Origin of the sequence: Undibacterium sp. TJN25 (assembly GCF_049339885.1) — a bacterium.
Classification (GTDB): domain Bacteria; phylum Pseudomonadota; class Gammaproteobacteria; order Burkholderiales; family Burkholderiaceae_D; genus Undibacterium.
On the sequence record NZ_JBMPPM010000003.1, the window covers coordinates 366,862 to 390,291 of the forward strand.

The 23,430-nt window shown below is 57.3% G+C and carries 22 protein-coding genes; 10 read left to right on the forward strand and 12 right to left on the reverse strand.

The genetic code is table 11. From position 1 onward, the window contains the following. Window positions 1-3: 3 nt before the first annotated feature. The gene (locus ACO0LO_RS08665; RefSeq protein WP_422963808.1) at window positions 4-684 is read right to left on the reverse strand and encodes a DUF2076 domain-containing protein; all 681 of its coding nucleotides are present in this window, start codon (window positions 682-684) and stop codon (window positions 4-6) included. Between the two features lie 127 nt (window positions 685-811). On the opposite strand from ACO0LO_RS08665, the gene ACO0LO_RS08670 reads away from it, so the two are divergent. After that, window positions 812-1,258, forward strand: coding sequence for a DUF1810 domain-containing protein (locus ACO0LO_RS08670; protein WP_422963809.1), 447 nt, complete (start codon window positions 812-814; stop codon window positions 1,256-1,258). A gap of 1 nt (window position 1,259) precedes the next feature. On the opposite strand, the gene ACO0LO_RS08675 is transcribed toward ACO0LO_RS08670, so the two are convergent. Further along, window positions 1,260-2,786 (reverse strand): YifB family Mg chelatase-like AAA ATPase, encoded by a 1,527-nt coding sequence (locus ACO0LO_RS08675; RefSeq protein WP_422963810.1) that lies wholly within the window; start codon window positions 2,784-2,786, stop codon window positions 1,260-1,262. A 380-nt stretch (window positions 2,787-3,166) separates the two neighbouring features. On the opposite strand from ACO0LO_RS08675, the gene ACO0LO_RS08680 reads away from it, so the two are divergent. Next, window positions 3,167-4,849 carry a serine hydrolase domain-containing protein gene (locus ACO0LO_RS08680; protein WP_422963811.1) on the forward strand — a complete coding sequence of 561 codons (1,683 nt, stop codon included), beginning with the start codon at window positions 3,167-3,169 and terminating at the stop codon, window positions 4,847-4,849. Between the two features lie 105 nt (window positions 4,850-4,954). On the opposite strand, the gene ACO0LO_RS08685 is transcribed toward ACO0LO_RS08680, so the two are convergent. Then, entirely contained in the window at window positions 4,955-6,511 is a 1,557-nt protein-coding gene (locus tag ACO0LO_RS08685; protein WP_422963812.1) for a carboxylesterase/lipase family protein, read from the reverse strand. A gap of 159 nt (window positions 6,512-6,670) precedes the next feature. Here ACO0LO_RS08685 and ACO0LO_RS08690 point away from each other — a divergent pair, with 159 nt between their 5' ends. From ACO0LO_RS08690 to ACO0LO_RS08700, 3 genes are all read left to right on the forward strand, one after another. Further along, window positions 6,671-7,522 carry a LytR/AlgR family response regulator transcription factor gene (locus ACO0LO_RS08690; protein ID WP_422963813.1) on the forward strand — a complete coding sequence of 284 codons (852 nt, stop codon included), beginning with the start codon at window positions 6,671-6,673 and terminating at the stop codon, window positions 7,520-7,522. 189 nt (window positions 7,523-7,711) lie between these two features. Next, complete coding sequence (locus ACO0LO_RS08695) at window positions 7,712-9,367, forward strand: methyl-accepting chemotaxis protein (RefSeq protein WP_422963814.1); 1,656 nt, start codon at window positions 7,712-7,714, stop codon at window positions 9,365-9,367. 9 nt (window positions 9,368-9,376) lie between these two features. Next, window positions 9,377-11,233, forward strand: a complete 1,857-nt coding sequence (locus ACO0LO_RS08700) for a sensor domain-containing phosphodiesterase (RefSeq protein ID WP_422963815.1) — start codon at window positions 9,377-9,379, stop codon at window positions 11,231-11,233. A 33-nt stretch (window positions 11,234-11,266) separates the two neighbouring features. Here the strand turns inward: ACO0LO_RS08700 and ACO0LO_RS08705 are convergent, their stop codons facing one another. Further along, window positions 11,267-11,506, reverse strand: a complete 240-nt coding sequence (locus tag ACO0LO_RS08705) for an accessory factor UbiK family protein (protein ID WP_422963816.1) — start codon at window positions 11,504-11,506, stop codon at window positions 11,267-11,269. 349 nt (window positions 11,507-11,855) lie between these two features. Between ACO0LO_RS08705 and ACO0LO_RS08710 the strand changes: the two genes are divergently transcribed. From ACO0LO_RS08710 to ACO0LO_RS08720, 3 genes are read left to right on the forward strand one after another with little or no spacing between them, the layout of a single operon-like run. After that, a complete protein-coding gene (locus ACO0LO_RS08710; RefSeq protein WP_422963817.1) occupies window positions 11,856-12,617 on the forward strand; it encodes a TorF family putative porin in 762 nt (253 codons plus the stop codon). A gap of 30 nt (window positions 12,618-12,647) precedes the next feature. Next, complete coding sequence (locus ACO0LO_RS08715) at window positions 12,648-12,986, forward strand: P-II family nitrogen regulator (RefSeq protein ID WP_110254759.1); 339 nt, start codon at window positions 12,648-12,650, stop codon at window positions 12,984-12,986. 20 nt (window positions 12,987-13,006) lie between these two features. Continuing rightward, a complete protein-coding gene (locus ACO0LO_RS08720; RefSeq protein WP_422963818.1) occupies window positions 13,007-14,587 on the forward strand; it encodes an ammonium transporter in 1,581 nt (526 codons plus the stop codon). A gap of 357 nt (window positions 14,588-14,944) precedes the next feature. Here ACO0LO_RS08720 and ACO0LO_RS08725 read toward each other — a convergent pair whose 3' ends face one another. The 6 genes from ACO0LO_RS08725 to ACO0LO_RS08750 form a co-directional block, all read right to left on the reverse strand. Then, window positions 14,945-16,198: a tetratricopeptide repeat protein gene (locus tag ACO0LO_RS08725; protein WP_422963819.1), complete on the reverse strand. Its 1,254-nt coding sequence runs from the start codon at window positions 16,196-16,198 to the stop codon at window positions 14,945-14,947. A 241-nt stretch (window positions 16,199-16,439) separates the two neighbouring features. After that, a complete protein-coding gene (locus ACO0LO_RS08730; protein ID WP_422963820.1) occupies window positions 16,440-16,877 on the reverse strand; it encodes an ExbD/TolR family protein in 438 nt (145 codons plus the stop codon). A 160-nt stretch (window positions 16,878-17,037) separates the two neighbouring features. Next, complete coding sequence (locus tag ACO0LO_RS08735) at window positions 17,038-17,469, reverse strand: ExbD/TolR family protein (protein WP_422963821.1); 432 nt, start codon at window positions 17,467-17,469, stop codon at window positions 17,038-17,040. A gap of 3 nt (window positions 17,470-17,472) precedes the next feature. Next, a complete protein-coding gene (locus ACO0LO_RS08740; protein ID WP_422963822.1) occupies window positions 17,473-18,432 on the reverse strand; it encodes a MotA/TolQ/ExbB proton channel family protein in 960 nt (319 codons plus the stop codon). Between the two features lie 81 nt (window positions 18,433-18,513). Continuing rightward, a complete protein-coding gene (locus tag ACO0LO_RS08745; RefSeq protein WP_422963823.1) occupies window positions 18,514-19,167 on the reverse strand; it encodes an energy transducer TonB in 654 nt (217 codons plus the stop codon). Window positions 19,168-19,304: 137 nt separating this feature from the next. Further along, window positions 19,305-19,922: a hypothetical protein gene (locus tag ACO0LO_RS08750; protein ID WP_422963824.1), complete on the reverse strand. Its 618-nt coding sequence runs from the start codon at window positions 19,920-19,922 to the stop codon at window positions 19,305-19,307. A 195-nt stretch (window positions 19,923-20,117) separates the two neighbouring features. On the opposite strand from ACO0LO_RS08750, the gene ltaE reads away from it, so the two are divergent. After that, entirely contained in the window at window positions 20,118-21,137 is a 1,020-nt protein-coding gene (gene ltaE, locus ACO0LO_RS08755) for a low-specificity L-threonine aldolase (RefSeq protein ID WP_422963825.1), read from the forward strand. A 205-nt stretch (window positions 21,138-21,342) separates the two neighbouring features. Further along, on the forward strand, window positions 21,343-21,561 hold the full coding sequence (locus ACO0LO_RS08760; RefSeq protein WP_422963826.1) for a hypothetical protein: 219 nt from the start codon (window positions 21,343-21,345) through the stop codon (window positions 21,559-21,561). A gap of 45 nt (window positions 21,562-21,606) precedes the next feature. On the opposite strand, the gene ACO0LO_RS08765 is transcribed toward ACO0LO_RS08760, so the two are convergent. Together ACO0LO_RS08765 and ACO0LO_RS08770 are read right to left on the reverse strand one after the other, a co-directional pair. Beyond that, window positions 21,607-21,942 (reverse strand): DUF2288 domain-containing protein, encoded by a 336-nt coding sequence (locus tag ACO0LO_RS08765; RefSeq protein ID WP_422963827.1) that lies wholly within the window; start codon window positions 21,940-21,942, stop codon window positions 21,607-21,609. 36 nt (window positions 21,943-21,978) lie between these two features. Continuing rightward, the gene (locus tag ACO0LO_RS08770; RefSeq protein WP_422963828.1) at window positions 21,979-23,238 is read right to left on the reverse strand and encodes an MFS transporter; all 1,260 of its coding nucleotides are present in this window, start codon (window positions 23,236-23,238) and stop codon (window positions 21,979-21,981) included. Between the last annotated feature and the right edge of the window lie 192 nt (window positions 23,239-23,430).

Genomic DNA, 23,430 nt, shown 5'->3' on the forward strand with positions numbered 1-23,430 from the left:
AGCTCAGGCAGTGTCGCCGTCGTCGAAACTATCCAGGCCATCGCTGTTGCCCGCATCCGATTGCGCCACGGGGTCGTCTGTAAAATAATTGCTGATCAGCCCATCGCCGCCTGAACCTGCGGGCGCTGCCGCCGATCCTCCGGAATCAAGCGCCTGCGAGTTGCCGGAAGCATGGTGTCCCATCAGGCTGCCTATGCCCTGGAACAGGAAAGCGCCTGCGGCAACACCGGCCGCGGTGGCTGCGACTGTTCCCAGCATGCTGCCGCCGTTGCCGCCGAAAAATCCCTGCTGCGGAGCTGCCATGGTTTGCGCAGGCGCCGGATAGCCATAAGCAGGCGGCGGGTTATTGAGAACTGGGGTAAAGGCAGGTACAGGCGCAGACGGGCGGTTCAGCGCGCTATTGCCCCAGGCACCAGAGGCATCTAGAAAACCGCTGCGCTCCGGCCTGGTCGCAGCAGCGCGCAGGTCGCTCACTTCCGTTTGCAGCTGGGCAATCTGGTTCTGCGCGTTGGCGACTGCCTGATCCAGCAGCAAGGCGCGCTGCACCAGCAGGTAGGCGGCATCCGGCTGGCGCGACACTGCTTGCGCAATCATGGCCTGTGCATCCGCATCCTTGCTGATGCCTTTAACTTCGATCAGCTGGTCCAGAAACTGTTGCAAGACCTGGGTTTCCTGTGGCGACATGGCATGCTCCGTCTGTAGATGTGTGGCTCTTAGATTGTTATCAAACAGCCCTTTTCAAGACAGTGCGCCTGTAAATAGAATGGCGCAAGGATGTCTGTATACTAAAAGCACTCACCGGGAGGCCGCCATGACGGACCATTATCATTTGCAGCGCTTCGTAGATGCGCAGAAGACCATCTATGCGCAAGTGCTGGATGAGTTGCGCGACGGCGAAAAACGCAGCCACTGGATGTGGTTTATCTTTCCGCAGATACAAGGGCTGGGCAAGACAGAGACCGCACGGCGCTATGCCATTTCCTCTCTGGGCGAGGCAAAAGCCTATCTCAGCCACCCAGTACTTGGCCCGCGCCTGATCGAATGCACGCAGCTGGTGATAGCGGTTGAAGGGCGCTCCATCCACCGCATACTGAGCAGCCCTGATGATTTGAAATTTCGTTCCTGCCTTACTTTATTTGCGGCAGCATCTGCTGCGACAGCGGAACACAAAGTGTTCTTTGATGCGCTGGATAAATATTACGGCGGCGAACCGGATCAGCTGACTTGCAGGGAGGTCGGTGTTCCAGTGCGGATCTGAACTAATGCTCCCGCAACGCCCGCCGGTATTGAATAGCCTCTGCCACATGCGACTGGCCGATGTGCGGAGCCGCCGCCAGGTCGGCAATGGTGCGCGCCACTTTCAGCACGCGGTGATAGGCGCGTGCCGACCAGTTCAGCTTGGTCATGGCATTACGCAGCAACTGTTCCGCCGCAGCGTCCGGCTGGCAGTGGCTGTCTATTTCGATGGTGGACAGTTGGTTGTTTGCCTTGCCCTGGCGTGAAATTTGCCGTTCAAATGCCTGCTCGACGCGGGCATTGATCACGGCGCTGGCTTCACCGTCGGCCTGTTTCAGCAGGTCCTGATGCGGTAAGGCGCCAACCTGGATCTGCATGTCGATGCGGTCCAGAAGCGGGCCGGAAATTTTATCCTGGTAGCGCGCGACGGCATCCGGCGTGCAGCGGCATTTGCCGTTTACATGACCTAAATAACCGCATGGGCAGGGGTTCATGGCGGCGATCAGCTGGAACCTGGCGGGAAAGTCAGCTTGCCTTGCCGCGCGTGAGATCGTGATGTGGCCGGACTCCAGCGGTTCACGCAAGACCTCCAGCACATGCCGGGAAAATTCCGGCAATTCGTCAAGAAAAAGCACGCCGCGGTGCGCCAGCGATATCTCTCCCGGCCTCGGCGTTCCGCCGCCGCCCACCAGTGCGACGCCCGAGGCTGTGTGGTGCGGAGAGCGGAATGGCCTGCTCTTCCATTTGCTGACGGAAAAGCCGCTGGTCAGCGACTGCACTGCGGCAGATTCCAGCGCCTCCTGGTCTGTCATGGTCGGCAAGATGCCGGGGAAACGCGCCGCCAGCATGGACTTGCCGGTACCTGGCGGCCCTACCATCAAGACGCTATGGTTTCCTGCCGCGGCAACTTCCAGCGCGCGCTTGGCTTGCAACTGCCCCTTTACCTCGGCGAAATCGGGATAAGCCGGACGGCTGGGCAGGGCTTTGACCGTATGGCGACTCAGCTTGGTATCCGGATCAACGCCGGCAAAATGCGCGCATACCTGCAACAAAGAATCTGCCGGATAAATTGTCGCTTCCGCTACCAGCGCCGCTTCATCGGCATTTGCGCGCGGCAGGATGAATGCCGGAGGTACGGCGGAAGCGGCTTCGGCGCTCTTGCAGATCGCAAAAGTCATCGCGAGTGCGCCGCGTATAGGACGCAGCTCGCCGGATAAGGACAGCTCTCCTGCAAATTCATACTGGTCCAGCGTGTCACCGGGGATTTGCCCGGACGCTGCCAGGATGCCTAAAGCAATTGGTAGATCAAAGCGGCCGGATTCTTTCGGCAGGTCAGCTGGCGCTAAATTAACGGTGATTCTCTTTGCAGGGAATTCAAAGCGCGCATTTTGCAAAGCGGCCCTGACCCTGTCCTTGGATTCTTTGACCTCTGTCTCTGGCAAGCCGACGATGGTGAAACTGGGAAGGCCGTTGGCCAGATGCACTTCGACGGTGACTTCCGGTGCTTCCATGCCGGAAAGGGCGCGGCTTTTCAGGACGGCTAGACTCATGAGTGGCTATTGTTGATTAATTTTGTTGCAACAATAACAGACTGTGAGGCCGTGCGTCAAAGCCGCGGCCAATCGACGAGAGCTAGGGCTTCAAATTTGCAGGAAACGTCGGGCTTCGCCAGTAACGCAGGTATGTCAGCAAGTGCACCCCATGCAGTCATGCCGCCCTTCCTGTTGCCATTCACCCGGTTCCTCTCCTGATCCGGGCGGGTGTCAGGCGGCAATAAAGAAGCGGATTGCGCAAATAGATATAAAAAGATTAATATACGCAGGCATTTCTTGATGGTTGAAATCAGGCCACCGTCCTATCCGTTTTGGCTCCCCCGCTGTAATTCGCATTGACCCTGTTTCATCGATTTTCCTAACCAGAGGTATTTATCGTGAACAACGCTTTGCATCTTAGAACATCTCCCCTGTCGACTCGCCTTTCCTTTTTTCCTTTGCTGGTGACGGCACTTGCCCTCACTCCCGCCTTATCCCAGGCGCAGAATGCCGCACCCGAGATCACACGGGAAAAGGTGGAACGTGCAGTCGATGCTCTTAAGCATTATGGCTTGGGGCACAAGGATGCCTTTACCCCGCCCGGTATCGCCATTGCCATCGTCTATCAAGACGAAGTTGTAGCGACTTTGGTCGACGGTGTGCGGCAGGTAAGCCAGCCGGAAAAGATCGACAGCAATACCGCGTTCCAGCTCGCTTCCGTCTCCAAGCCGCTCGGCGCTACCGTGATGGCGAAGCTGATCAGCCAGGGTGTACAGTGGAAAACGGCTACTGAAGCCGGCAAGATGGGCTGGGACACGCCTATCCAGAAGCTGATGCCCGATTTTGTCCTGGACAGCGCTGATGTGACGCACAACGTTTCGTCCAGGATCACATTGGGAAATCTATACTCCCACCGCAGCGGCTTGCCTGAGCATGCCGGTGACGACCTGGAAGGCTTGGGGCGTAGTCGGGCGGAAGTGATTCAGCGCTTGCGCTATATCCCCGGTGTCGGGAAAAATTTTGAAGAGAAAAAATATGCCTATACCAATTTCGGCCTGACGGCTGCCGGCGTTGCTGCGGCAAACGCCGCCGGCATGAGCTGGGAGGCTGCGTCGTCCAGCTTGCTGTATAAGCCGCTGGATATGCGCAACACCAGTTCACTCTATACGGACTTTATCCACAACCCTAATCATGCATCCGGACACGTAATAAGGGGCGGCAAATGGGTATTTGAGAAGCAGCGCCAGCCCGATGCCCAGTCACCGGCAGGCGGCGCCAGCTCCAGCGTGAAAGACATGGCGCAATGGATGCGCCTGTATCTGGCGGACGGCAAGCTGGGCGGCAAGCAGTACATCCCGGCTGACGCACTGCGTGAACTCTACTCCGCCCATATTGACGTGTCAGACGAAGAGAAATTGGCAGCAAAAGCGGATGCCAGTTGCGACAACGCTGCCAGATATATCTATGGCTGGAATGCCTGCTGGAACGGGAAGTCTGTCCGACTCAACCATTCGGGCGCGTTCACGATGGGGGCGTCCACCGTTGTTACCTTGCTGCCGCGGGAAAAACTGGGCATCGTTGTACTGACCAATAGCGAACCGCACGGCGTCGCCGAGGCGCTTGCGCGCGGTTTTATCGAACTCGCCGAAAATGATCAGTTGGACGCACGAAAAAGATTTCCAGAGCTGTTCGCAGAAATGAAACAAAAAATGGATGAGGCGATTCGGGGTGTGCAGACAGGCATACTCGATCCGAGTAGCTGTCCCGTACATGGTCCTGCAGACGTCAATCTCGGCCGTTATATTGGAACCTATGCAAATGCCTATTTCGGGCCGTTTGATGTAGTCAGGGAAAACGCCTATCTATCGGTGGTCATGGGACGGGGAAAAGAGGATCGGTTTCTGCTCAGCCCTTGTCGTTCAAACGCGCAAAACGGTTTCGACTTTTACTTCGAGATAACAGGGGAGAACGCAGCCGGCCATGAACTTGTTCAGTTTGCTGCCCGCAATCCAGATGCTCCGGCAAACAAGATGATCATTCCGCACTTGCAGGTAGGCGAACTCCAGCGCGCCGACAAGTAGGAGCAGCGCCTGGCCAGGTTTGCGCTGGCCCCTGCCTGCAAAAAGGCTATGTTAATTCTACCGTTCATAGCGATAGAGCGGGCTTTGAAAAGTGCCGATTTTCCTCTACTCCTCTTTGCCTCTTACGCTCTGGTAGACCGCATCGAACACCTCCAGGCCCCTGATGCCGGGTACGCCGCCGATGATGCTGGGGTCGCCGAAATGCAGCACCCTGCCGTCTGTGCCCGCATAGGCGGGCCATTGCGCCAGGCCTTTGCCGTTGGGGTTGCCTGATTTGGCGAAATTAACCCAATAGGCGGACATGTCGCGGGCCAGTTTGCGGTCTGCGCGTGTCCAGCGCCAGGTTTGCTGGTCCAGGTGGTTGAACATGTACCATAGCTCGGCAAAGTGGCTGGGGCCCCAGCCTGCATAGGGGGAGCCTGCTGGAAACGGCGGGTGCTGGTCGAATGCGTAGTAGTAGACCGGGTGTTTTCCCGTTTTTACCTGCAGGCGCGCCCAGGCCCACATGTCCCAGCCGAAGCGGAGCGCTGTTTCCAGGTCCAGCCGCGCTTGGCGCGCCTCCGGGTCGGTGTGATACGGGTATGCGGCGAGCAGCGGCGGAGGGAGCGGGCCCACGCTTTGCTCCAGGCCGGCGGCGAACGTGGCCGCCTTGACGGCGCTGACGTCAATCAGGGACCGCGCTTCTTCGGTATTTGAGCCGAGCAGCAGCGGCACGTCATTTTGCAACCCGCGGCTGAATGCGTCATAAGGCGAAAGGGGAAGCACATAAGGGTCGAGCACCGGGTGGCTGACCGCACGGACGTCGCCGCGGATCAGTTCTGCTGCCGGCAGCCGGCGCAGCTCCTGCAAGGTGGCGACGCCGCGCGATTCTGCATACTTTACACCGTCTTTTTCTGCGTTCGCCAGCACATATCCCGGAGCAAGTTGCCAGGGCTCGAATAAGCCGCCGCTCTGTCCTATGGCCCGCTGAAACAAGCCTTTTGCTTGCGGCGAGGCCATCAATTCACTGACCGACATCGCACCTGCAGACTGGCCGGCGACGGTCACTTTTTCCGGGTCTCCGCCAAATGCGGCAATGTTGCGCTGTACCCACCGCAGCGCGGCAATCTGGTCCATCAGTCCGTAATTCCCGGAGGAGCCGTGAGCGGACTCGCGCGTGAGTTCCGGGTGGGCCAGGTAGCCCAGCGGGCCCAGCCTATAGGCAATGGTGACGACGATGATGCCTTGTTGCGCCAGCCGGTCACCATGGTAGAGCGGCATGGACGCGGAGCCGTTGCTGTAGGCGCCGCCGTAAATCCAGACCAGCACCGGCAAGCCGGCTTGGGCTTTGGGACGGGTGGCCGGCGTCCAGATATTCAGAAACAGGCAATCTTCGCTGACGGCAGGTGGATCTTCTCCCGGCATGGAGACGCCTGTTTGCATGCACGCGGGTGCAAACGCCAAGGCTTTGCGCACGCCCTGCCATGCTTTGGCCGGAAGCGGCTCGCGCCACCGCAATGCACCCACAGGCGCGCTGGCAAAGGGGATGCCTTTATAGATGGACAACCCTTGCTCATGGCTGCCGAGCGCTGCGCCCGATTCTGTCATGGCCGGATCGGCCGCCACGATGCCGCAATATAGCGTGAGGGCTGCCAATATGAACGCGTACCGGATATTTTGCATGGAGCTTCCTGGCTGGAAATAAACAGTCAGTGTTGCGCAAAATGCGCCGCGCGGGCAGACCGGCTGGTCCCATTTCGGGAGCGGTTCGTCACAAAAATGGAGGCGAAGGCCCCTGGATGCCTGGGACGATGCTGCTAGAATAAGCACATGAACAGGCGCATGAACAATTCCGGCTTTCCTGAACTGCTTCCTCCCTCGCGACCATGGTCCGGGCAATTGCGGGATATCGCGTATGGGTTTGGGTACTGGCTGGTTTTCCTGCTGGTGCTGGAACCCGGCAATGTGTCGCGCGCCAGCCAGTCCGGGCAGGTGCTGGAATTTGGCCATGAGGCCTTGCGTATTGTTGCCGCTGCCGCGTTGAGTACAACCGCTACACCATTCTCGCTGATGCTGGCGCGGCGTTTTTCGATGACAGAGTCCCACCGCTGGCGACATGCGCTGGCACACGTTGCCGCTGCCGTCGGCCTCGCGTTTGGCCTGATACTGGCTTCCTGTTTTCTTGCCGCATGGGTGTTTGAGAGAACCTCGGCGCCGGCTGTGGCGGATATCCGTGACCAGTTGACGGGCAACTGGCTTCTATTGGCTTTTGCGTTGCTGGCTTTCTCTGCGATTGCCCATGTCATGCAGCTGGCCCGGCCTGCAGGCGCTTCCGACCCTGGCACCGCGCCGACTGAGTTCCTGACGCGTGTAGCGGTTAAAGTGCGAGGAGTGCAAAGTTTCCTCGAGTTATCCGAAGTCGACTGGATTGAGAGCCAGGGCAATTACCTGGCGCTGCATGCTGCTTCCAATGTCTATCTGATCCGCGAAACCCTGGTCAACTTTGAGGCCCGCCTGGATCCCAGCCGTTTCGTCCGCATCCATCGCAGCGTCATTGTCGCCATCAACCGCATACAGGAAATGCAGGCTGTCGCCAATGGCGACTCTCTGCTGCGGCTGGCGGACAGGCAGGAGCTGCGTGCAAGCCGCCGCTATCGTGAAGCAATACGGCAGCGCTGGCCAACTGCCGACTGAAGCTTTACCTGTCTTGACCAGCGCCTGGCGTGACGCAAAAACTACATTTGAAGGCGAAGCTTTCGGACGGCATTGATAGTTCAGTATACTTTTTAGCTATCACATCTATATTAATAATCAATTTTATTAATGTCACTTACCTCTTTACTATCTATCCACACAGAAACATTCTGGATAAACAAGAGGTAAATGATGCAAGCCAAGTCCAAAAAAATCAGTATTGCCGCGCGTCTGGGCATAGGTTACGCCAGCATTCTGGCGATGATGCTGGTGCTGACCGTCCTCAGTATCATGAAGGTGAACTCCATTGAGGGTAGCCTGAGCAGGATCAGCGACGTCAATAACGTCAAGCAGCGTTACGCGATCAATTTCCGCGGCAGCGTGCACGACAGGGCAATAGCGCTGCGCGACGTCACACTGGTGCCGGATGCTGAAGTGGACAGCGTTGTCGCCGGCATCAGTCAGCTGGACCAGGATTACCAGAATTCCGCCAAGCCCCTGGACGGCATCTTTACACCGCAAAACCAGCAAGTGCTGGAGGAAGAACGCGCGGTCCTGACCCAGATCAAGGCTAGTGAGGCGCGTACCACGCCTTTGATCCGCCAAATCATCGACTTGCGCAGGTCCGGCAAGCTCGACGAAGCACGCGCGATAATGCTGCAGGACGCCAGGCCGGCCTTTGTCGACTGGCTCGCCAGCATCAACCAGTTCATCAACCTGCAGGAGCGCAAGAGCGAGACAGAGTCGGTGCAGGCCCGCCAGCTGGCACACGGCTTCCAGGCATTGATGCTGGCGTTATGTATAGCTGCGTTGGCGATAGGTGCGGTGGTGGCTACTCTGGTTACCCGTCACATTCGCCGGGCACTGGGCGCGGAACCCGCCGAAGTGAAGGCATTGGCGGAAGCGGTGGACCGTGGTGAACTGTTCCATGAAGTCAGCCTGCGCAATGGCGACCGCGACAGCATCATGGCGGTGCTGGTAAAAATGAGCGGCAACCTGAGGGCCACTGTCGCTGAGGTGCTTGGCAGCGCTACCGAAGTGGCGGAAATCAGCTCCGAGATATCTCAGGGCAATCTACATCTTGCCGGCCGCACCGAAGCCCAGGCCGGTTCGCTGGAAGAAACGGCTTCCGCAATGGAGCAGCTGACGGCGACGGTGAAACAGAACGCCGATAATGCACGGGAAGCAAACCAGCTGGCGCAAAATGCCTCTGACATCGCGATCAAGGGCGGCAATATCGTCGGCGAGGTGGTGCAGACGATGAATTCCATCAATACATCCTCGCAAAAAATTGTGGAAATCATCAGCGTCATTGAGGGTATTGCATTCCAGACCAATATCCTGGCGCTGAACGCTGCGGTGGAGGCGGCACGGGCAGGAGAGCAGGGGCGCGGTTTTGCCGTCGTGGCAACGGAAGTGCGTAACCTGGCGCAGCGCAGTGCTACCGCTGCGAAGGAAGTGAAAGTGTTGATCGATGATTCCGTCGAGAAGATAGGCGCCGGCACCCAGCTGGTGGAACATGCGGGCGCCACCATGCTAGACATTGTCTCCAGCGTCAAGCAGGTGACCGGCATGGTCGGCGACATCACCACGGCCAGCAACGAACAGCAGGTGGGCATAGAGGAAGTCAATCGCGCCATTGCGCTGATGGATGAGGTTACGCAGCAAAATGCTGCGCTGGTCGAGCAGGCCACCGGCGCCGTGCAGACGCTGCAGGACCAGGCCGGCTACCTGAACCATGCCGTAGGTGTGTTCAAGACCGAGCGTCCGCAGCTAGCCGGCGTGCCCCGGCCGGTAGTTGCCGCTGCCCGCAAGGCATTGCGCGTGGCTACAGCCTACGCCTGAGGTGACAAGATGATGATGCAACATTCAGAAAAAGAACGTCTGGCCGCGCTGCATGAGCTGGGCATCCTGGACAGCAATACCTCGGATTATTTTGATTCGCTTACCCGCCTGGCAGCAGACCTGTTCGGCGTGTCCGGCGCCTATATCTCGCTGGTGGACAGCGATCGCCAGTGGCTCAAGTCCAGTGTGGGCTTTTGCTCCTGCGATACCGCAGATACTGCCAGGGAATTATCGTTCTGCACCCATACCATCATGCAGTCGCAGGTCATGGTGATCGAGGACGCCGCCGCTGATCCGCGCTTCCGCAATAATCCCATGGTCACCGGCCCTGCGAAAATCCGCTTTTACGCGGGAGCGCCCCTGATCACCGCCGGAGGCTACGCCATCGGCGCGCTGTGCATCACCGATACGCAGCCCGGGCAGCTGGACGCCGTCCAGCGCGCCAAGCTGGAAAACATGGCGACACTGGTCATGGCGCATATTTCCCTGCAACGCGCGGTCGGCCATGTGGATGCTGTCAGCGGCATGCCGAACAAACTACAGCTGGCCGAGGATTTGTCGGCGCTGGCGCAGGCGGCGGCTGGCGAGAACAGGGTATTGGTCTATATGGATATGCCAGATGCGGCCACCGCATTCGAGATCGCCGGCGTGCTCGGTGCTGCGGCGTATGACGGACTGGTGCGCGGCGTCGGTCAAAAGCTGAAGCGCCTGTTTGCCGGCAAGGCCAATATTTACCATATTACCGATGCGCGCTTTGCACTGCTGTCGCTGGATTCTGGCACGACGGCATTTACCGGCTTCGTCTACAGCCTGGAGCAGGCGCTGCAAGAAGCGCTGCATGACCTGGGCGTGCCTTTGAACCTGCCCAGCTTCGGCGGCATCGTGGTGTTTGGCGTGGACGCCGGTTCAGCCACCGATGCCCCGAGAAAGGCCTTGTCAGCGGTCAGCCAGGCACTGCTCGCGCAGCAACGCTGGGCAATGTATAGCACCGCCGACGACAGCAGCCACCAGCGTTCTTTCCGCATATTGAACGATGTGCATACTGCCATCCGCGAAGATGCACTGCAGCTGGTGTACCAGCCCAAGCACAATCTTCTGGACGGCTCCTGCCTGTCGGCGGAAGCGCTGATACGCTGGAACCATCCTGAACTGGGGCCGATCTCGCTGGCAGAATTCGTCCCACTGGTAGAAAAGACGGCGCTGATACGCCCGCTGAGCGACTGGGTAATCCGCACTGCTTTCAGGCAGTTGCGTGAATGGCATACGGCCGGTTCGCGGATCAAGCTGGCAATTAACCTGTCGGCCCGCAATTTTGAAGAGCCCGACCTGTGCGAGCGTTTACGGGCAGCCTGCGACGAGTTCGGCATTGCTGCTCGCTATATAGAGATAGAGTGCACCGAGGGTATCTGGATGGAAAGTGCGGCCGTCCTGCAGACTCTGCATGATATACGTGCGCTGGGCATGGGACTGGCGCTGGATGATTTCGGAACCGGCTACAGCAATTTCTCGTATCTGCAAAAGGTGCCGGCTACCGTCGTCAAGCTGGACCAGTCGCTGATACGTGATGTGCACAAAAATCCGCGCGACCAGCGCATCGTGCGCTCGCTGATCGTACTGGCGAAGGACCTCGGTTACCGCGTGGTTGCCGAAGGCGTGGAAACCAGGGAGGCGCTGGACATGATCCGCATGTGGGGTTGCGACGAAGCGCAGGGCTACCTGTTTGCAAAGCCGCTGGCGCCGGACGCCTTTGCGAATCATGTACGTTTACCGCAAGCGCCGGCCCCCTGGTTCGCCGGATTACGGTCCTACGCCACCCGTCTGGAACGCGGTCCACACGGCGAAGCAAGCCAGTTGCTTTTTCAATAGCAGGCGATATCCACGGTTTTCAGGCATCGTAGCCTATTTAGGCAGCCTGGTTTCCAGTTCGGCGACCCGCGCTTCCAGCGCTTCCAGCTTGGCGCGGGTCTTGGCCAGCACCTGCGCCTGGATGTCGAACTCTTCGCGCGTGACCAGGTCCAGTTTGGCAAAGCCCTGGCTCATCATCGCCTTGACGTTCTTTTCTATATCCTTGGCAGGCGAGTTTTCCAGCACCTGGTTGATCTTGGCCTGCATGTCATTAAAAAAATTCTGTTTATCCATTTTGTTCTCCGCAGGTGCTGATAGGTAAAATTGCGCGTTCCTGGTGCGTATTTTTTTTGACACCGTTTTTACATGCGTCAAATTGGTGCGTTACACCAGGGGTGTTGCCTGTTCGTTCAAAAATTGGCGATTTTTTATCGCCTGATATTCTTTGTGCATTTATAGAATCATAACGCATGCCGGGCTAAATGACAGGCTGTCATAAAACGCGTTCACAATCTTTCCTCTGATAAAACCATATTTGCCAAATTAAATTTTGCAAACATGCGGCTTGGCACGACTTCTGCTAATACCATCGTGAAGTTAATCGATTCAAGCAATGTGATATCAACCAGAAGAGGGAAGCGTTATGAAGAAACTGATACTTGTAGCAGCCATTTCTGCAGCCTTCACCAGTAGTTTCGTATGGGCGGAAGATGCGAAACCGGAAGAAGCGAAGCCCGACAATGAAGTAAGTTTCAATATCGGCGTTGCCAGCGAATATCGCTATCGCGGTATCAGCCAGTCGCGTTTCGATCCTGCCTTGCAGGGCGGTGCCGACTATACGAACAACCCTACCGGCTTCTATGCCGGCACATGGTTGTCCACCATCAAGTGGACCAAGGATGCAGGCGGCAGCGGCGACGTGGAATGGGATATCTACGCCGGCAAGCGCGGCGAGATCGTCAAGGATGTCAGTTATGACATCGGCGTGCTGAGCTATATCTACCCTTCCAACGGCCTGGACAAGGTACCCGGTTTCAGGGATGCCAATACCACTGAAATCTACGGCCAGCTTGGCTATGGCCCTGCTTACATCAAATATTCGCATGCAGTGACAAACCTGTTCGGTTTTGTCGACAGCAAGAACAGCGGCTACATTGATATCGGCGCCAATATCGACATGGGTGAAGGCTACACGCTGGGTCTGCATGCCGGCCACCAAAAGGTTCGCAGCAATTCCATCGCTGACTACACGGACTACAAAGTCGGCGTTACCAAGGAATTTTTCGGCGTCAGCTTCAACTTGTCCGTCATCGGCACCAATGCCAATGAATCTGCGTATGTGGCGCCAGGCGGAAGATTTACCGGTAGAACCCAATTGGTATTGGTGGGAACCAAATCCTTTTAAGTCGCTTAGTTTTTTCAATTCGAGGCCAGCATGAAACTGATTACTGCAATTATCAAACCCTTCAAGCTTGATGAGGTACGCGAGGCCCTTTCCACCATCGGTGTGCAAGGAATTACGGTCACAGAGGTGAAGGGATTCGGGCGCCAGAAAGGGCACACCGAGCTATATCGCGGTGCGGAATACGTGGTCGACTTCCTTCCCAAGACCAAGATAGAAGCTGCGGTCGATGATGCGATTGTCGATCGCGCGATAGAAGCGATAGAAACTGCTGCCCGCACCGGCAAGATCGGCGACGGCAAGATTTTTGTCTATGACCTACAACAAGTCGTGCGTATCCGCACCGGTGAAACCGGCAACGACGCTTTATAACCGACACTCAGGGAGAACACATGAATAAGATGTTGAGTAACGTACTGGCCGCCTGCGCGCTGCTGGTATCCATAGGTCTGGCGCCATCGGTGATGGCGGCGGATGATGCCGCGGCAAGTGCGGCTTCTGCTCCTGCTGCATCGGCGCCCGCCGCTGCCAGCGCTGCTGAAGCGCCGGCTTCTGCACCGGTTGCGGCTGCGGCCTCCGCTCCTGCAGCGCCTGCAGTTGCAGCTGACCCGGCTGCTGCCTCCGCGGCGGCCGCGCCGGCACCAATCCCCAATAAGGGCGACACTGCCTGGATGATGGTGTCGACCATGCTGGTCATCCTGATGACCATCCCTGGCCTGGCTTTGTTCTACGGCGGGCTGGTACGTTCCAAAAACATGCTGTCCATCCTGATGCAGGTATTCATGATTTTTGCCGTGATCATCGTGTTGTGGTGCATCTACGGTTACTCGCTGGCCTTTACCGAAGGCGGCAAGTTCATCGGTTCTTTCGATAGGGCCTTCCTGAAAGGGATCTGGGATCCGGTCAAGGGTACGTTCGCTACTGCTGCCACGTTCAGCAAAGGCGTTGTCATTCCTGAGTTCGTCTTCGTGGCTTTCCAGGCAACCTTTGCAGCGATTACCTGCGGCCTGATCATCGGCGCCTTTGCAGAACGCGCCAAGTTCACGGCAGTGCTGCTGTTTGTCGTGCTGTGGTTCACTTTCAGCTACCTGCCTATCGCTCACATGGTCTGGTTCTGGCCTGGTCCTGATGGCATCAAGGATGCGGCAACACTGGCATCTGAATCTGCAAAAGGCGGTTTCCTGTGGCAAAAAGGCGCGCTGGACTTTGCCGGCGGCACGGTGGTGCATATCAACGCTGCGGTAGCTGGCTTGGTGGGCGCTTACCTGATCGGCAAACGTGTGGGCTACGGCAAGGAGTCGATGGCGCCTCATTCGCTGACTATGACCATGATCGGCGCTTCGCTGCTGTGGGTGGGCTGGTTCGGTTTCAATGCCGGTTCCGCACTGGAGGCTGGCGACGTCGCAGCATTGGCTTTCGTCAATACCCTGCTGGCAACTGCTGCGGCGACGGTATCGTGGGTTTTCGGTGAATGGATGTCCAAAGGCAAGCCTTCCATGCTGGGCGGCGCGTCCGGTGCGGTAGCCGGCCTAGTTGCCATCACTCCTGCCTGCGGTTTCGTCGGTCCTATGGGCGCGCTGATCATCGGCTTACTGGCAGGCGTTATCTGCCTGTGGGGTGTAAATGGCCTGAAACGCCTGCTGGGCGCGGACGATTCGCTGGACGTCTTCGGCGTGCACGGCGTGGGCGGTATCCTGGGTGCATTGCTGACTGGCGTGTTTGCTGCGCCTTCACTCGGCGGCCAAGGTATTTTCGACTATGTCGCCAACAAGATGTCGGCTGATCCTTACTCCATCATGGACCAGGTCACAACCCAGGCAATTGGTGTAGGCACAACGATAGTCTGGTCCGGCGTAGTGTCCTTCATCGCCTACAAGCTGGTTGACCTGGTGATCGGCCTGCGTGTACCGGAAGATGAAGAGCGTGAAGGCCTGGACATCACCAGCCACGGCGAAACTGCGTACCATTCATGATCGATACGCAAGCCGCAAGATTGATGTTGCAACGCTAGTATCCTCAGTGCATGTTTAGAGCGCATGCTACTGATTTAACGGGCACCTCCTCGGGAGGTGCCTTTTTTTTTGCCCGAACCTGGCAAGCCGGAACTAAAAAAGAATATCACGCGTGGGCATGTAGGGACATACACGTCGGACGGTGTGCACATCACATCTTTAGGCTGAACAGCCTCCCTGAAAGCGGATTTATGCCGTGCGCGGCTGCATTGATCATGGGAAAAGAAATTCTTCCGTGATGCGGACGTAAAAAAGGCCATCGTTTCCGATGGCCCTTTGTTCCTGAACTATGCGGCGATCTGCCGCGGGGTGCGACTATTATTTCACTGCCAACAGCCACAGCCTTGCCAAGTCGGCAGCACCGTCGGTGGACTGTATGGTCTTGAAGACTTCTTCCGCCTTGGCCCGGTTCCCGGATTTCAGGTAAGCCACACCCAGGCGCAGCTTGGCGTCGTCCGGGTTTTTCATGCCGCCCTTGGCGATACCTTCTTCCATCATAGGAATGCCTTTGTCGAACTGACCGTAGACCGTGTAGTTGTAGCCGATATTGACGAGGCCGGTACCGGTTTTTGCCGCCCGGGCCTGCTTCTCGCCGTCGCTGAGGGATTTCGCATCATCTGCAGCCTGCTTGGTCACCTGGTCGCGTAACTGCTTATGCCTTGCTGCGTCCTTGCCTGTACCCAGGACGTTGTCGGCATAGCCCTTGTCGACGACTTTCTTCGCTTCGCCGGGGATGCCTGCTTGCTGCAACAGCTGGATCATCTCGACAAAACGGCCGGCTTCGGTGATGTTGTCTGCCGTGAATTCCAGGCGGTATTCGTCCAGGCGCAGGCGGTCGGCAAAGCCGGGTTTGGTTTCTGTCTGGTACAGCAGATCTGCCCAGTAGTCTTTGGTTGGATAGTATTTAACCAGGCGTTCCAGCACCGTCCTGTAGCCGTCTTTGTCTTTCAGCTGCTGGTAGGCGCTGGCCTGCAGGCGCAGGGTTTCCTGGGAAGGTGCGCGGCCGGCGGCTTCATCAGCGGCGATTTCCTTGCCGATCTGCTTGGAGGCGCCGGCAAAATCGTTTTGCAGGTACAGGATGCGCGCCAGCAGGTTCTGGATTTGCGGGTTGGCCGGATCCAGCGCGATGTAGCGTTCTGCCCAGATTTTGGCATTAGGGTAGTCCTTGGCGTTGAAATACACGGATGCCATGCCGTCGGTGAACTTCAGCACGTCGGCCGGCGACAGGCGCTTGCTGTTGATCATGTTGTCGAAAGACTTGGCCATCAGCGCATTGTCGTTGGTGCTGGACGCGATGATCGCATTGGTCCTGTCTATCATGAACAGCTCGGGCGGCGTCTTGTTGGGCACGGCGTCCAGTGATTTGACCTTGGCAATCGCTTCATCGAATTTTTTCGCGTTGATCAATTCCTGTGCTTCATTGAGCGGCTTGCCTATCTCAACGCGGATGGTCTCAGGTTTCACCGCAGCGGCAGGTTCCTCTGCATAGGCCTGAGGAATGGCAAACGGAAGGGCGGAAGCGCCGAGCGCCAGCAGCAGCGCTGCAGCGGCAATGGAGGAATTTTTTTTCATGAAAACTTGCATAAATAAATGGAAGTAATGTGCCTGCCGCCCGGTCTCGCATTGCATCGTTTTTCAGCAGCCAACAGTCGCTGATGGATGGAGCGTGAACACCCGGGTTTGCAGGGTGGTTTCATATTCGCTGAATATGGCAGGGCACAGAATGTTGCTTAAAAAATACTGCGCCGGTTGATACTTCGGCATTATATATGACAGCGAACCGGCTGGCACCACACCGGAGCGGCCGGTGCGATCAGTCGTTGATGAATTGTTCGTTGCCGATCATCCCGATCTTGGTCACACCCAGACGCTGGGCCGAGGCCATCACCGCTGCCACCGACTTGTACGCCACCAGCTTGTTGGGCTTCAGGTGCACTTCGGGCTGGTCCGGCTGTGCGGCGACTTCGCGCAGCTTGGTTTCCAGTTCTGCACGGCCGCCGCTCAAGGCGACGCCGTTCCACAGTACCGTGCCGTCGAAGTCGACGTCGATCGTCACCACTACCGGGTCCGTCAGCGGCTTGGCAGGGCTGCTGGTCGGCATGTTGAGGTTGACGGCGTGGTTCTGGATCGGGATGGTGATGATCAGCATGATGATCAGTACGAGCATGACGTCGATCAGCGGCGTCATGTTCATTTCTATCATCACATCGGGTTCGCTCGAACTGCTACCTGAGCCTACATTCATTCCCATGTGGATTCCTTTCTTTATCAGTCCTACTATTCAACGCTGGATATTGAAACTGATCCATCTGCGCTTGCTGCAAAGTTTGCCTGGCTAGGCGCGCCGACGAAGACAGCACGCATGTGCGGCTAGAAGAAGCAACAACGCCAGGCGAACTTTTCAGCGAGCGCTAACCTCCGCGCGGTGGCGGTTCGGTCACAAACGCGACCTTGGCGATGCCTGCCCGCTGGGCTGTCAGGATGACCTTGCCGACATATTTATACTGGGTGTTTTGGTCACCCCGTATATGCAGTTCGGGCTGCGGTACCATGACCGCGATCTTCTTGAGCTTTTCCAGCAGCGCCGGGGTATCCGGCACCAGGCTTTCGTTCCAGAATATCTGGCCTTCCTTGTCGATGGCCAGGTTGATGTTTTCCGGTTTGGTCTTGTACGGCTGATTGGTTTCAGACGGCAGTTTGACCGGGACCGTGTGTGTCACAACGGGGATGGTGATCAGGAAGATGATCAGCAGGACCAGCATGACGTCGACCAGCGGCGTCGTGTTGATGGTACTGTTGACTTCGTCTTCTCCATCTCCGTCATTGCCGATTGACATTGCCATGATCTAGCCCACCCGTTTGATGGCGACGCGTGCCACGTCGCCATGGTCGGCGGTACTCATCGCACCGGACAATAATACTGAGTGCAGATCAGCCCCGAAAGTGCGCACTTCTTCCATCGCACTCTTGTTGCGGCGTACCAGGAAGTTGTAGCCCAGCACCGCTGGAACCGCAACGCCCAGACCGATCGCGGTCATGATCAGCGCTTCACCCACTGGACCTGCTACCTTGTCGATGGAGGCTTGGCCGGCAACACCGATCGCTGTCAGCGCATTGTAGATACCCCAGACTGTACCGAACAGACCGACGAAAGGTGCTGTGGAGCCGACTGTTGCGAGGAAGGCCAGGCCGTCTTGCAGGCGGCTTTGTACTTTTTCCACCGATCGCTGTATCGACATCGTGACCCAGGAATTCAAGTCTATCTGTTCCAGCAGGGCGCCTTCATGATGGTCGCTGGCTTTGGTCGCTGTTTCGGCGATGAAGCGGAATGGGCTGCCTTCTTTCAGGCTGGTGATGCCTGCCTGTATGGAAGGGGCTTTCCAGAATTTATTTCTTGCATCTTTGGCCTGGCTGCTCATTTTTACCTGGTCTACCACTTTGGTTATCAGGATGTACCAGCTGCCCATGGACATGATGGCCATGATGATCAGCGTGGAGCGGGCCACGAAGTCGCCGCCTTTCCACAGGGCGTCGAGGCCGTAGGGGTTTTCGACTGTTTCTTTGGCCACTGGTGCTGGGGCTGCAACGTCAGTCGGCGCTGCTGCTGGTGCTGCGGCGTCTGCGGCAGACGCCGCTACCGGTGCGGCAACTGGAGGCGCTGCCGCGTCGGTTGGCGTCGCTGCGCTGGCTGCTGCCGGAGCGTCCTGCGAAGGCGTCTGTGCCATTGCGGCGGGATTGACTGCGATGCCGGCAGAAAATACGGCAAACAGCAATGCAGCAATGGTGGGGGTGAAGTGAGTTCTCATGAGTAAATATCCCTTACGCTATTGTTTGTCAGGCCTGTTGCACCCAGCATCCATGATCACGCGCGCTGGGTGCGACGGCTGTTATTTATCTTCAAGTTTCCAGACGTATTGCATCTTGGTCCAGAACTGTTCTGGTTTGCCGTCGACGGTGCCGGGCACGAATTTGCACAGGCTGAGGCCGGCACGCGCCGCATTGTCCAGAGTCCGATGGCCGCTGGATTTTTCTACTTTGGAATCGATGACCCTGCCGTCAACGCCGACCAGGAAAGACAAGTCAACCGTGCCGCTTTCTTCGTTCCTGAGCGAAGCAGCAGGATAAGCAGGCTTGGCACAGGCTCGTGAGTCAACCACTGCGGGTACGCGGACCGGGCCTGATGCCGTGGCATCCGTGGTTGCCGGGGCTGTAGAAACTGCCGATTCCGGTTCGGGAGTGGTACTTGCGGTAATCGTGTCCTGCTGCACAGGTGTTTGGACCTGTACTTCAGGGGGCGGTACAAAAGGCTGAGGTGCCGCCACTTGCGGCGGTGGAGGCGTGTCCGGTATTGCCGGTGGCGGAGGGGGCGGCTGTATTTCTTCCACCAGTTGCACGCTCAAAGGCTGCTGTATGACTTGAATAATTTTGTGCCCAAGTCCATGCAGCAGCGCATATACCAGTGCGGCATGGAACAGGATGACCAGTGTCAAACCGGTAAACTTCTTGGTGGGTGTTCCCCTGTTGTCGATAGTGAAATCCATAATTCTTCCTTTTCCAGGTAGATGTAGAACGATATTCTGCGAAATGGCGCAAGGGGTCAGTGTGCTAGCACACAGAAGTGGCCAGGTAGGGTTTGCTCAGCGCCAATGGCGGCCTTTGTACGCAGACGCGCGCAGCGTTACCACTTGCAGCCCTTGTCCGTTAGTGCGTCTTTGAGGATCAGCAAAGGGGCGAGCAGGCCCAGGTTGGCGTGTGCGGTGCGGCAATCACCGCGCTGGGCATTCAGGGCAGCGGCGCCCACCCTGGCTTCTATGCTGCTGCTGGCTAGTTGGGATTCGCGCAACTGCTCTATCGATGTCTTCTGACGGCTGCGGTCATTGTCGCGTGCCAGTTTGCGCAGACCTTCCAGGTCCAGCCTGGTTGCTGGCAAGGCAGGTGGCGTCCCGGCAGGTGTTGCGATTGCGGTGGAAAGCGCCTCTGGCGGGGCAGGCATTTTCATACCTGCTTCAGGGAGAGCAGAGGGGCGGTTGCTGTTTTTCGCCCGCAGTTTTGGCAGGATTTTTCTTCGCTCCATTGTGAAATGCGGAGTCTCCAACGAAGCGGCAGGTCCGGCGGGCGGCGAGGCGGCCGCGACGCTTCGCATCTCCATGTAGATCACTTGCCCGGTTTGCGCAGGCGTGCTGTGCAGTAAGCCTTTGCCCTGCAATATATAAAACACGAACACATGGCACAGCGCCACCAGCATCAGGCAGGACAGGGAACTGCGGGAGCTCAACGGAGCGTTTGCCGTTTGCATGCGTATCCAATAAAGAGTGATGAATGCAAGACCTGTTGAACGTGTGACGGTGAAATTGCCGATAAGTTTCAATACGGGCATTTACTACGACTGAATGAGGGACATAACATTCGCAGTTAATGCAGATATACTTTCGGTTTGCTTCATGTATTTCTCCTCACTCTATCCCTCGCTGAACAGCGTAGAAAGACCGCCATGCCGACCACTATAGATCTTCGCAGTGATACCGTTACCAAGCCCAGCGCAGCAATGCGTGCCGCGATGCTGGACGCCGCCGTCGGCGATGATGTCTATGATCAGGACCCTACCATTCACCGCCTGCAGCATGTGATGGCGGAACAGTTTGGTTTTGAGGCGGCGCTGTTTTTCCCTACCGGCACGCAGAGCAATCTGGCCGCCTTGCTGGCGCATTGCCAGCGCGGCGACGAATACATTGTCGGGCAGGAGGCCCACACCTATAAGTATGAAGGCGGCGGCGCTGCCGTGCTGGGCAGCATACAGCCGCAGCCCTTGCTGAACCAGGCAGACGGCTCCATTGCGTTAAACGACATCGAAGCGAGCATCAAGCCGGATGACATTCACTTTGCGCGCACCAGGCTGATTGCGCTGGAAAATACGATAGGAGGCCGGGTATTGCCGATGGCATACATGGCCGAAGTCAGGAAACTCGCCACCAGCCGTGGCTTGGCCGTCCATCTGGATGGTGCGCGTGTATTCAATGCCGCTGTCAAGCTGGGCCTGGCGCCGGCTGATGTGTGCAAGGGCCTGGACTCGGTATCGGTGTGCCTGTCCAAAGGGCTGGGCACGCCGGCCGGATCGGTGCTGTGCGGCAGCAAGGCCTTGATCGCGGACGCAAGGCGCTGGCGCAAGATGCTGGGCGGCGGCATGCGCCAAGTAGGGATACTGGCGGCAGCAGGATTATATGCGCTGGAACACAATGTGCAGCGCTTGGCTGAAGACCATGAGAACGCCGGCCTGCTGGCGGCTGGGCTGGGCGAAATCAGCGAGTTGCGGGTTGAACCGGTGCAGACAAATATCGTGTTCGTCCATGTTGCTGCGGCTGATGTTGCTCCGCTTTCTGCCTACCTCGCCAACCATGGCGTGGTCGCTTCAGTGGGACAACGTACACGGCTGGTGACGCACCTCGATGTTTCCGCGGCACAATTACGGCAGACAGTTCAAAAATTCAAGGATTATTTCAATAACAAGAACTGACCAAACGGCTAACAATTAAGCGATAAATGTGCGCTGAATCGTTGTAAAAAAAGCCGGGCGGCGCGAATAATGTATCGAACAGATTGATTAGTTATTTATATTGGGAATATACTAATTTTTCCGGCAGCCAATATATTTGCAGCTATATTGTACCGATTGATATAAAATTTATCCCTCTATTTTCAAATGTCGAAAGGACATTGTAATGAACGCAAAAATTTTGGGCATACTCGCTCTGCCGGTTTTGATTTCCGCTTGCGCAGGCCCTGTTACTGCCGAAGACGACACTAAAGAAGAAAAAGTGTATACAACAGGCAGTTTGCTGCCACAGCGTGGGGCTTCTGCTGCGTCACAGGTTAGCAAGGAAGAACTGGAAGCAAAACGTAACCAGACAAATTCCGTACAGATGCGCAAGCCTCTGTAAGCAGAGCTCAGTATCGGCGCCGCGAAAAAGCGGCGCAGTAGCAGTTCAATGCAAGGTAGGTTTTTCGACGCCGGCACCTGACGCCGGTGCGCGCTGCTGTACTAGTATCCAGGGCCGGACCACCACAGTCCATAAGCTGGCATTGTCGTCCAGCCAGGCCTTGGCCTGCAAATCGCTTACTTTAGTCACTTCGCCTGAGGTAAGCCATTGCGCTATCTGGTCTTTATTATCCTTCGACATCTGCAGGGCAACTTCAACCAGATCCAGTTCCGCACTGACGGCGATGACACTGCCCGTTGCAAAATGGCGCAATAATTCTTTCCATGGAAACTGGGCAGTTTCCTGTATCAGTTTGGTTTTGAGCGATTCGTCCTGTTCCATGATGTCGGTATTTGGAAAAATAGGAATTCTACCGCGTCATGCGCTTTCGGTGCTGGTCTTGCTGTTATCCACCGCTTCAGGAAAAGCGCGCATATTGCGCAGCACCGGAAATCCGAACATCCACAGGCCGGTCACCACGAGCGTTGCGACGCCTCCGAAGATTAGCGCGGGCACCAGGCCGAACCAGCCTGCGGTGATGCCGGATTCAAATTCCCCCAGCTCGTTGGAGGCGCCGATAAACACGGCGTTGACAGCGCTGACGCGGCCGCGGATGGCGTCCGGTGTTTCAAACTGGACCAGCAGATGCCGGATGTAAACGCTGACCATATCGCCGCTACCCATCAGAAACAGCATCAGCAGGGCAAGTGGCAAATTGCCTGTAGCGCCCATGACTACGGTGGCGCCGCCGAACAGCGCTACACCGCCGAACATCCACCGTCCCACGTTATGCTTGATCGGCCAGAAGGCCAGGATGATGGAGGTCAGTGCCGCACCTATTCCGGGTGCGGTACGTAGCAAACCCAGTCCGGTAGGGCCGGTATGCAGGACATCATGCGCATACGCCGGCAGTAGTGCGGTGGCGCCGCCAAACAGTACCGCGAACAGGTCGAGGGAAATGGCGCCGAGCACTACCGGCCGAGACAATACAAAGCGCAGCCCTTCCAGCAGGCTATGCAGGCTGGCGGGCTCCTTGTGTACCGGCGGACCGACGATCTTGGTCCGCGTCATCAGCAACACCGCCAGCGTCAGCAACACAGCCACGACCGCATATACCGCTTTAGGTCCGGCCAGGTACAGCAGGCCGCCGATAACAGGCCCCATGATCACGGCGACGTGGAAGCTGGAAGAGCTGAGCGCAACGGCATTGCTGAAACTTGTTACCGGCACTAGGTTCATCAAGATTGCCTGCGACGCCGGCATCATGAACGCCCGCGCGCTGCCGAACAGGACCAGGACAGCAAATACCGGCCAGACCTTGGCGGTGCCGGACAGGGTAAAGCCAAGCAGCAGCACGCCGCACAGCAGCTGCGTCAGCAGGCACAGCACGATGATGCTGCGGCGGTTATACCGGTCGGCCACATGGCCTGCAAACAGGATCAGTACAAAGAAAGGCGCAAACTGCGCCAGGCCTATCATGCCCAGGTCAAACAGGCTGCCGGTCATCTGGTACACCTGCCAGCCTATGGCTACACTTTGCATCTGTACAGCGAGCGTACCTAGTACACGGGATGAAAGGTAATTTGCAAAATTCCGGTTTTTTAAAACGTCGAAGCCATTCGTGAGGGTGCTGGACATGGGATTAGCGGTAGTAGGTGGCGAACGCACTGGCCTTCAGGTTTTTAGGCGGAGACCTGTGCGTGGAGTGAGCGTGCTTTGTAGTGTTGCATGCGTATTGACGCGATGCCTTTACAGTTTTCAATTGCATGGTATCCGATTTCACGAACTCCGGACGCATCGCGACAAGCTTCGTTACATTGGCAGGGCAAG

Excerpts from the sequence above, each read along its gene's own strand:
- ACO0LO_RS08670 (WP_422963809.1), top strand. The coding sequence starts at position 812 with ATGACGGACCATTATCATTTGCAGCGCTTCGTAGATGCGCAGAAGACC.
- ACO0LO_RS08665 (WP_422963808.1), bottom strand. The coding sequence starts at position 684 with ATGTCGCCACAGGAAACCCAGGTCTTGCAACAGTTTCTGGACCAGCTG.
- ACO0LO_RS08745 (WP_422963823.1), bottom strand. The coding sequence starts at position 19,167 with ATGGATTTCACTATCGACAACAGGGGAACACCCACCAAGAAGTTTACC.
- ACO0LO_RS08730 (WP_422963820.1), bottom strand. The coding sequence starts at position 16,877 with ATGGGAATGAATGTAGGCTCAGGTAGCAGTTCGAGCGAACCCGATGTG.
- ACO0LO_RS08725 (WP_422963819.1), bottom strand. The coding sequence starts at position 16,198 with ATGAAAAAAAATTCCTCCATTGCCGCTGCAGCGCTGCTGCTGGCGCTC.
- ACO0LO_RS08735 (WP_422963821.1), bottom strand. The coding sequence starts at position 17,469 with ATGGCAATGTCAATCGGCAATGACGGAGATGGAGAAGACGAAGTCAAC.
- ACO0LO_RS08685 (WP_422963812.1), bottom strand. The coding sequence starts at position 6,511 with ATGCAAAATATCCGGTACGCGTTCATATTGGCAGCCCTCACGCTATAT.
- ACO0LO_RS08720 (WP_422963818.1), top strand. The coding sequence starts at position 13,007 with ATGAATAAGATGTTGAGTAACGTACTGGCCGCCTGCGCGCTGCTGGTA.
- ACO0LO_RS08740 (WP_422963822.1), bottom strand. The coding sequence starts at position 18,432 with ATGAGAACTCACTTCACCCCCACCATTGCTGCATTGCTGTTTGCCGTA.
- ACO0LO_RS08675 (WP_422963810.1), bottom strand. The coding sequence starts at position 2,786 with ATGAGTCTAGCCGTCCTGAAAAGCCGCGCCCTTTCCGGCATGGAAGCA.
- ltaE (WP_422963825.1), top strand. The coding sequence starts at position 20,118 with ATGCCGACCACTATAGATCTTCGCAGTGATACCGTTACCAAGCCCAGC.
- ACO0LO_RS08690 (WP_422963813.1), top strand. The coding sequence starts at position 6,671 with ATGAACAATTCCGGCTTTCCTGAACTGCTTCCTCCCTCGCGACCATGG.
- ACO0LO_RS08715 (WP_110254759.1), top strand. The coding sequence starts at position 12,648 with ATGAAACTGATTACTGCAATTATCAAACCCTTCAAGCTTGATGAGGTA.
- ACO0LO_RS08705 (WP_422963816.1), bottom strand. The coding sequence starts at position 11,506 with ATGGATAAACAGAATTTTTTTAATGACATGCAGGCCAAGATCAACCAG.
- ACO0LO_RS08695 (WP_422963814.1), top strand. The coding sequence starts at position 7,712 with ATGATGCAAGCCAAGTCCAAAAAAATCAGTATTGCCGCGCGTCTGGGC.
- ACO0LO_RS08700 (WP_422963815.1), top strand. The coding sequence starts at position 9,377 with ATGATGATGCAACATTCAGAAAAAGAACGTCTGGCCGCGCTGCATGAG.
- ACO0LO_RS08750 (WP_422963824.1), bottom strand. The coding sequence starts at position 19,922 with ATGCAAACGGCAAACGCTCCGTTGAGCTCCCGCAGTTCCCTGTCCTGC.
- ACO0LO_RS08770 (WP_422963828.1), bottom strand. The coding sequence starts at position 23,238 with ATGTCCAGCACCCTCACGAATGGCTTCGACGTTTTAAAAAACCGGAAT.
- ACO0LO_RS08760 (WP_422963826.1), top strand. The coding sequence starts at position 21,343 with ATGAACGCAAAAATTTTGGGCATACTCGCTCTGCCGGTTTTGATTTCC.
- ACO0LO_RS08765 (WP_422963827.1), bottom strand. The coding sequence starts at position 21,942 with ATGGAACAGGACGAATCGCTCAAAACCAAACTGATACAGGAAACTGCC.
- ACO0LO_RS08710 (WP_422963817.1), top strand. The coding sequence starts at position 11,856 with ATGAAGAAACTGATACTTGTAGCAGCCATTTCTGCAGCCTTCACCAGT.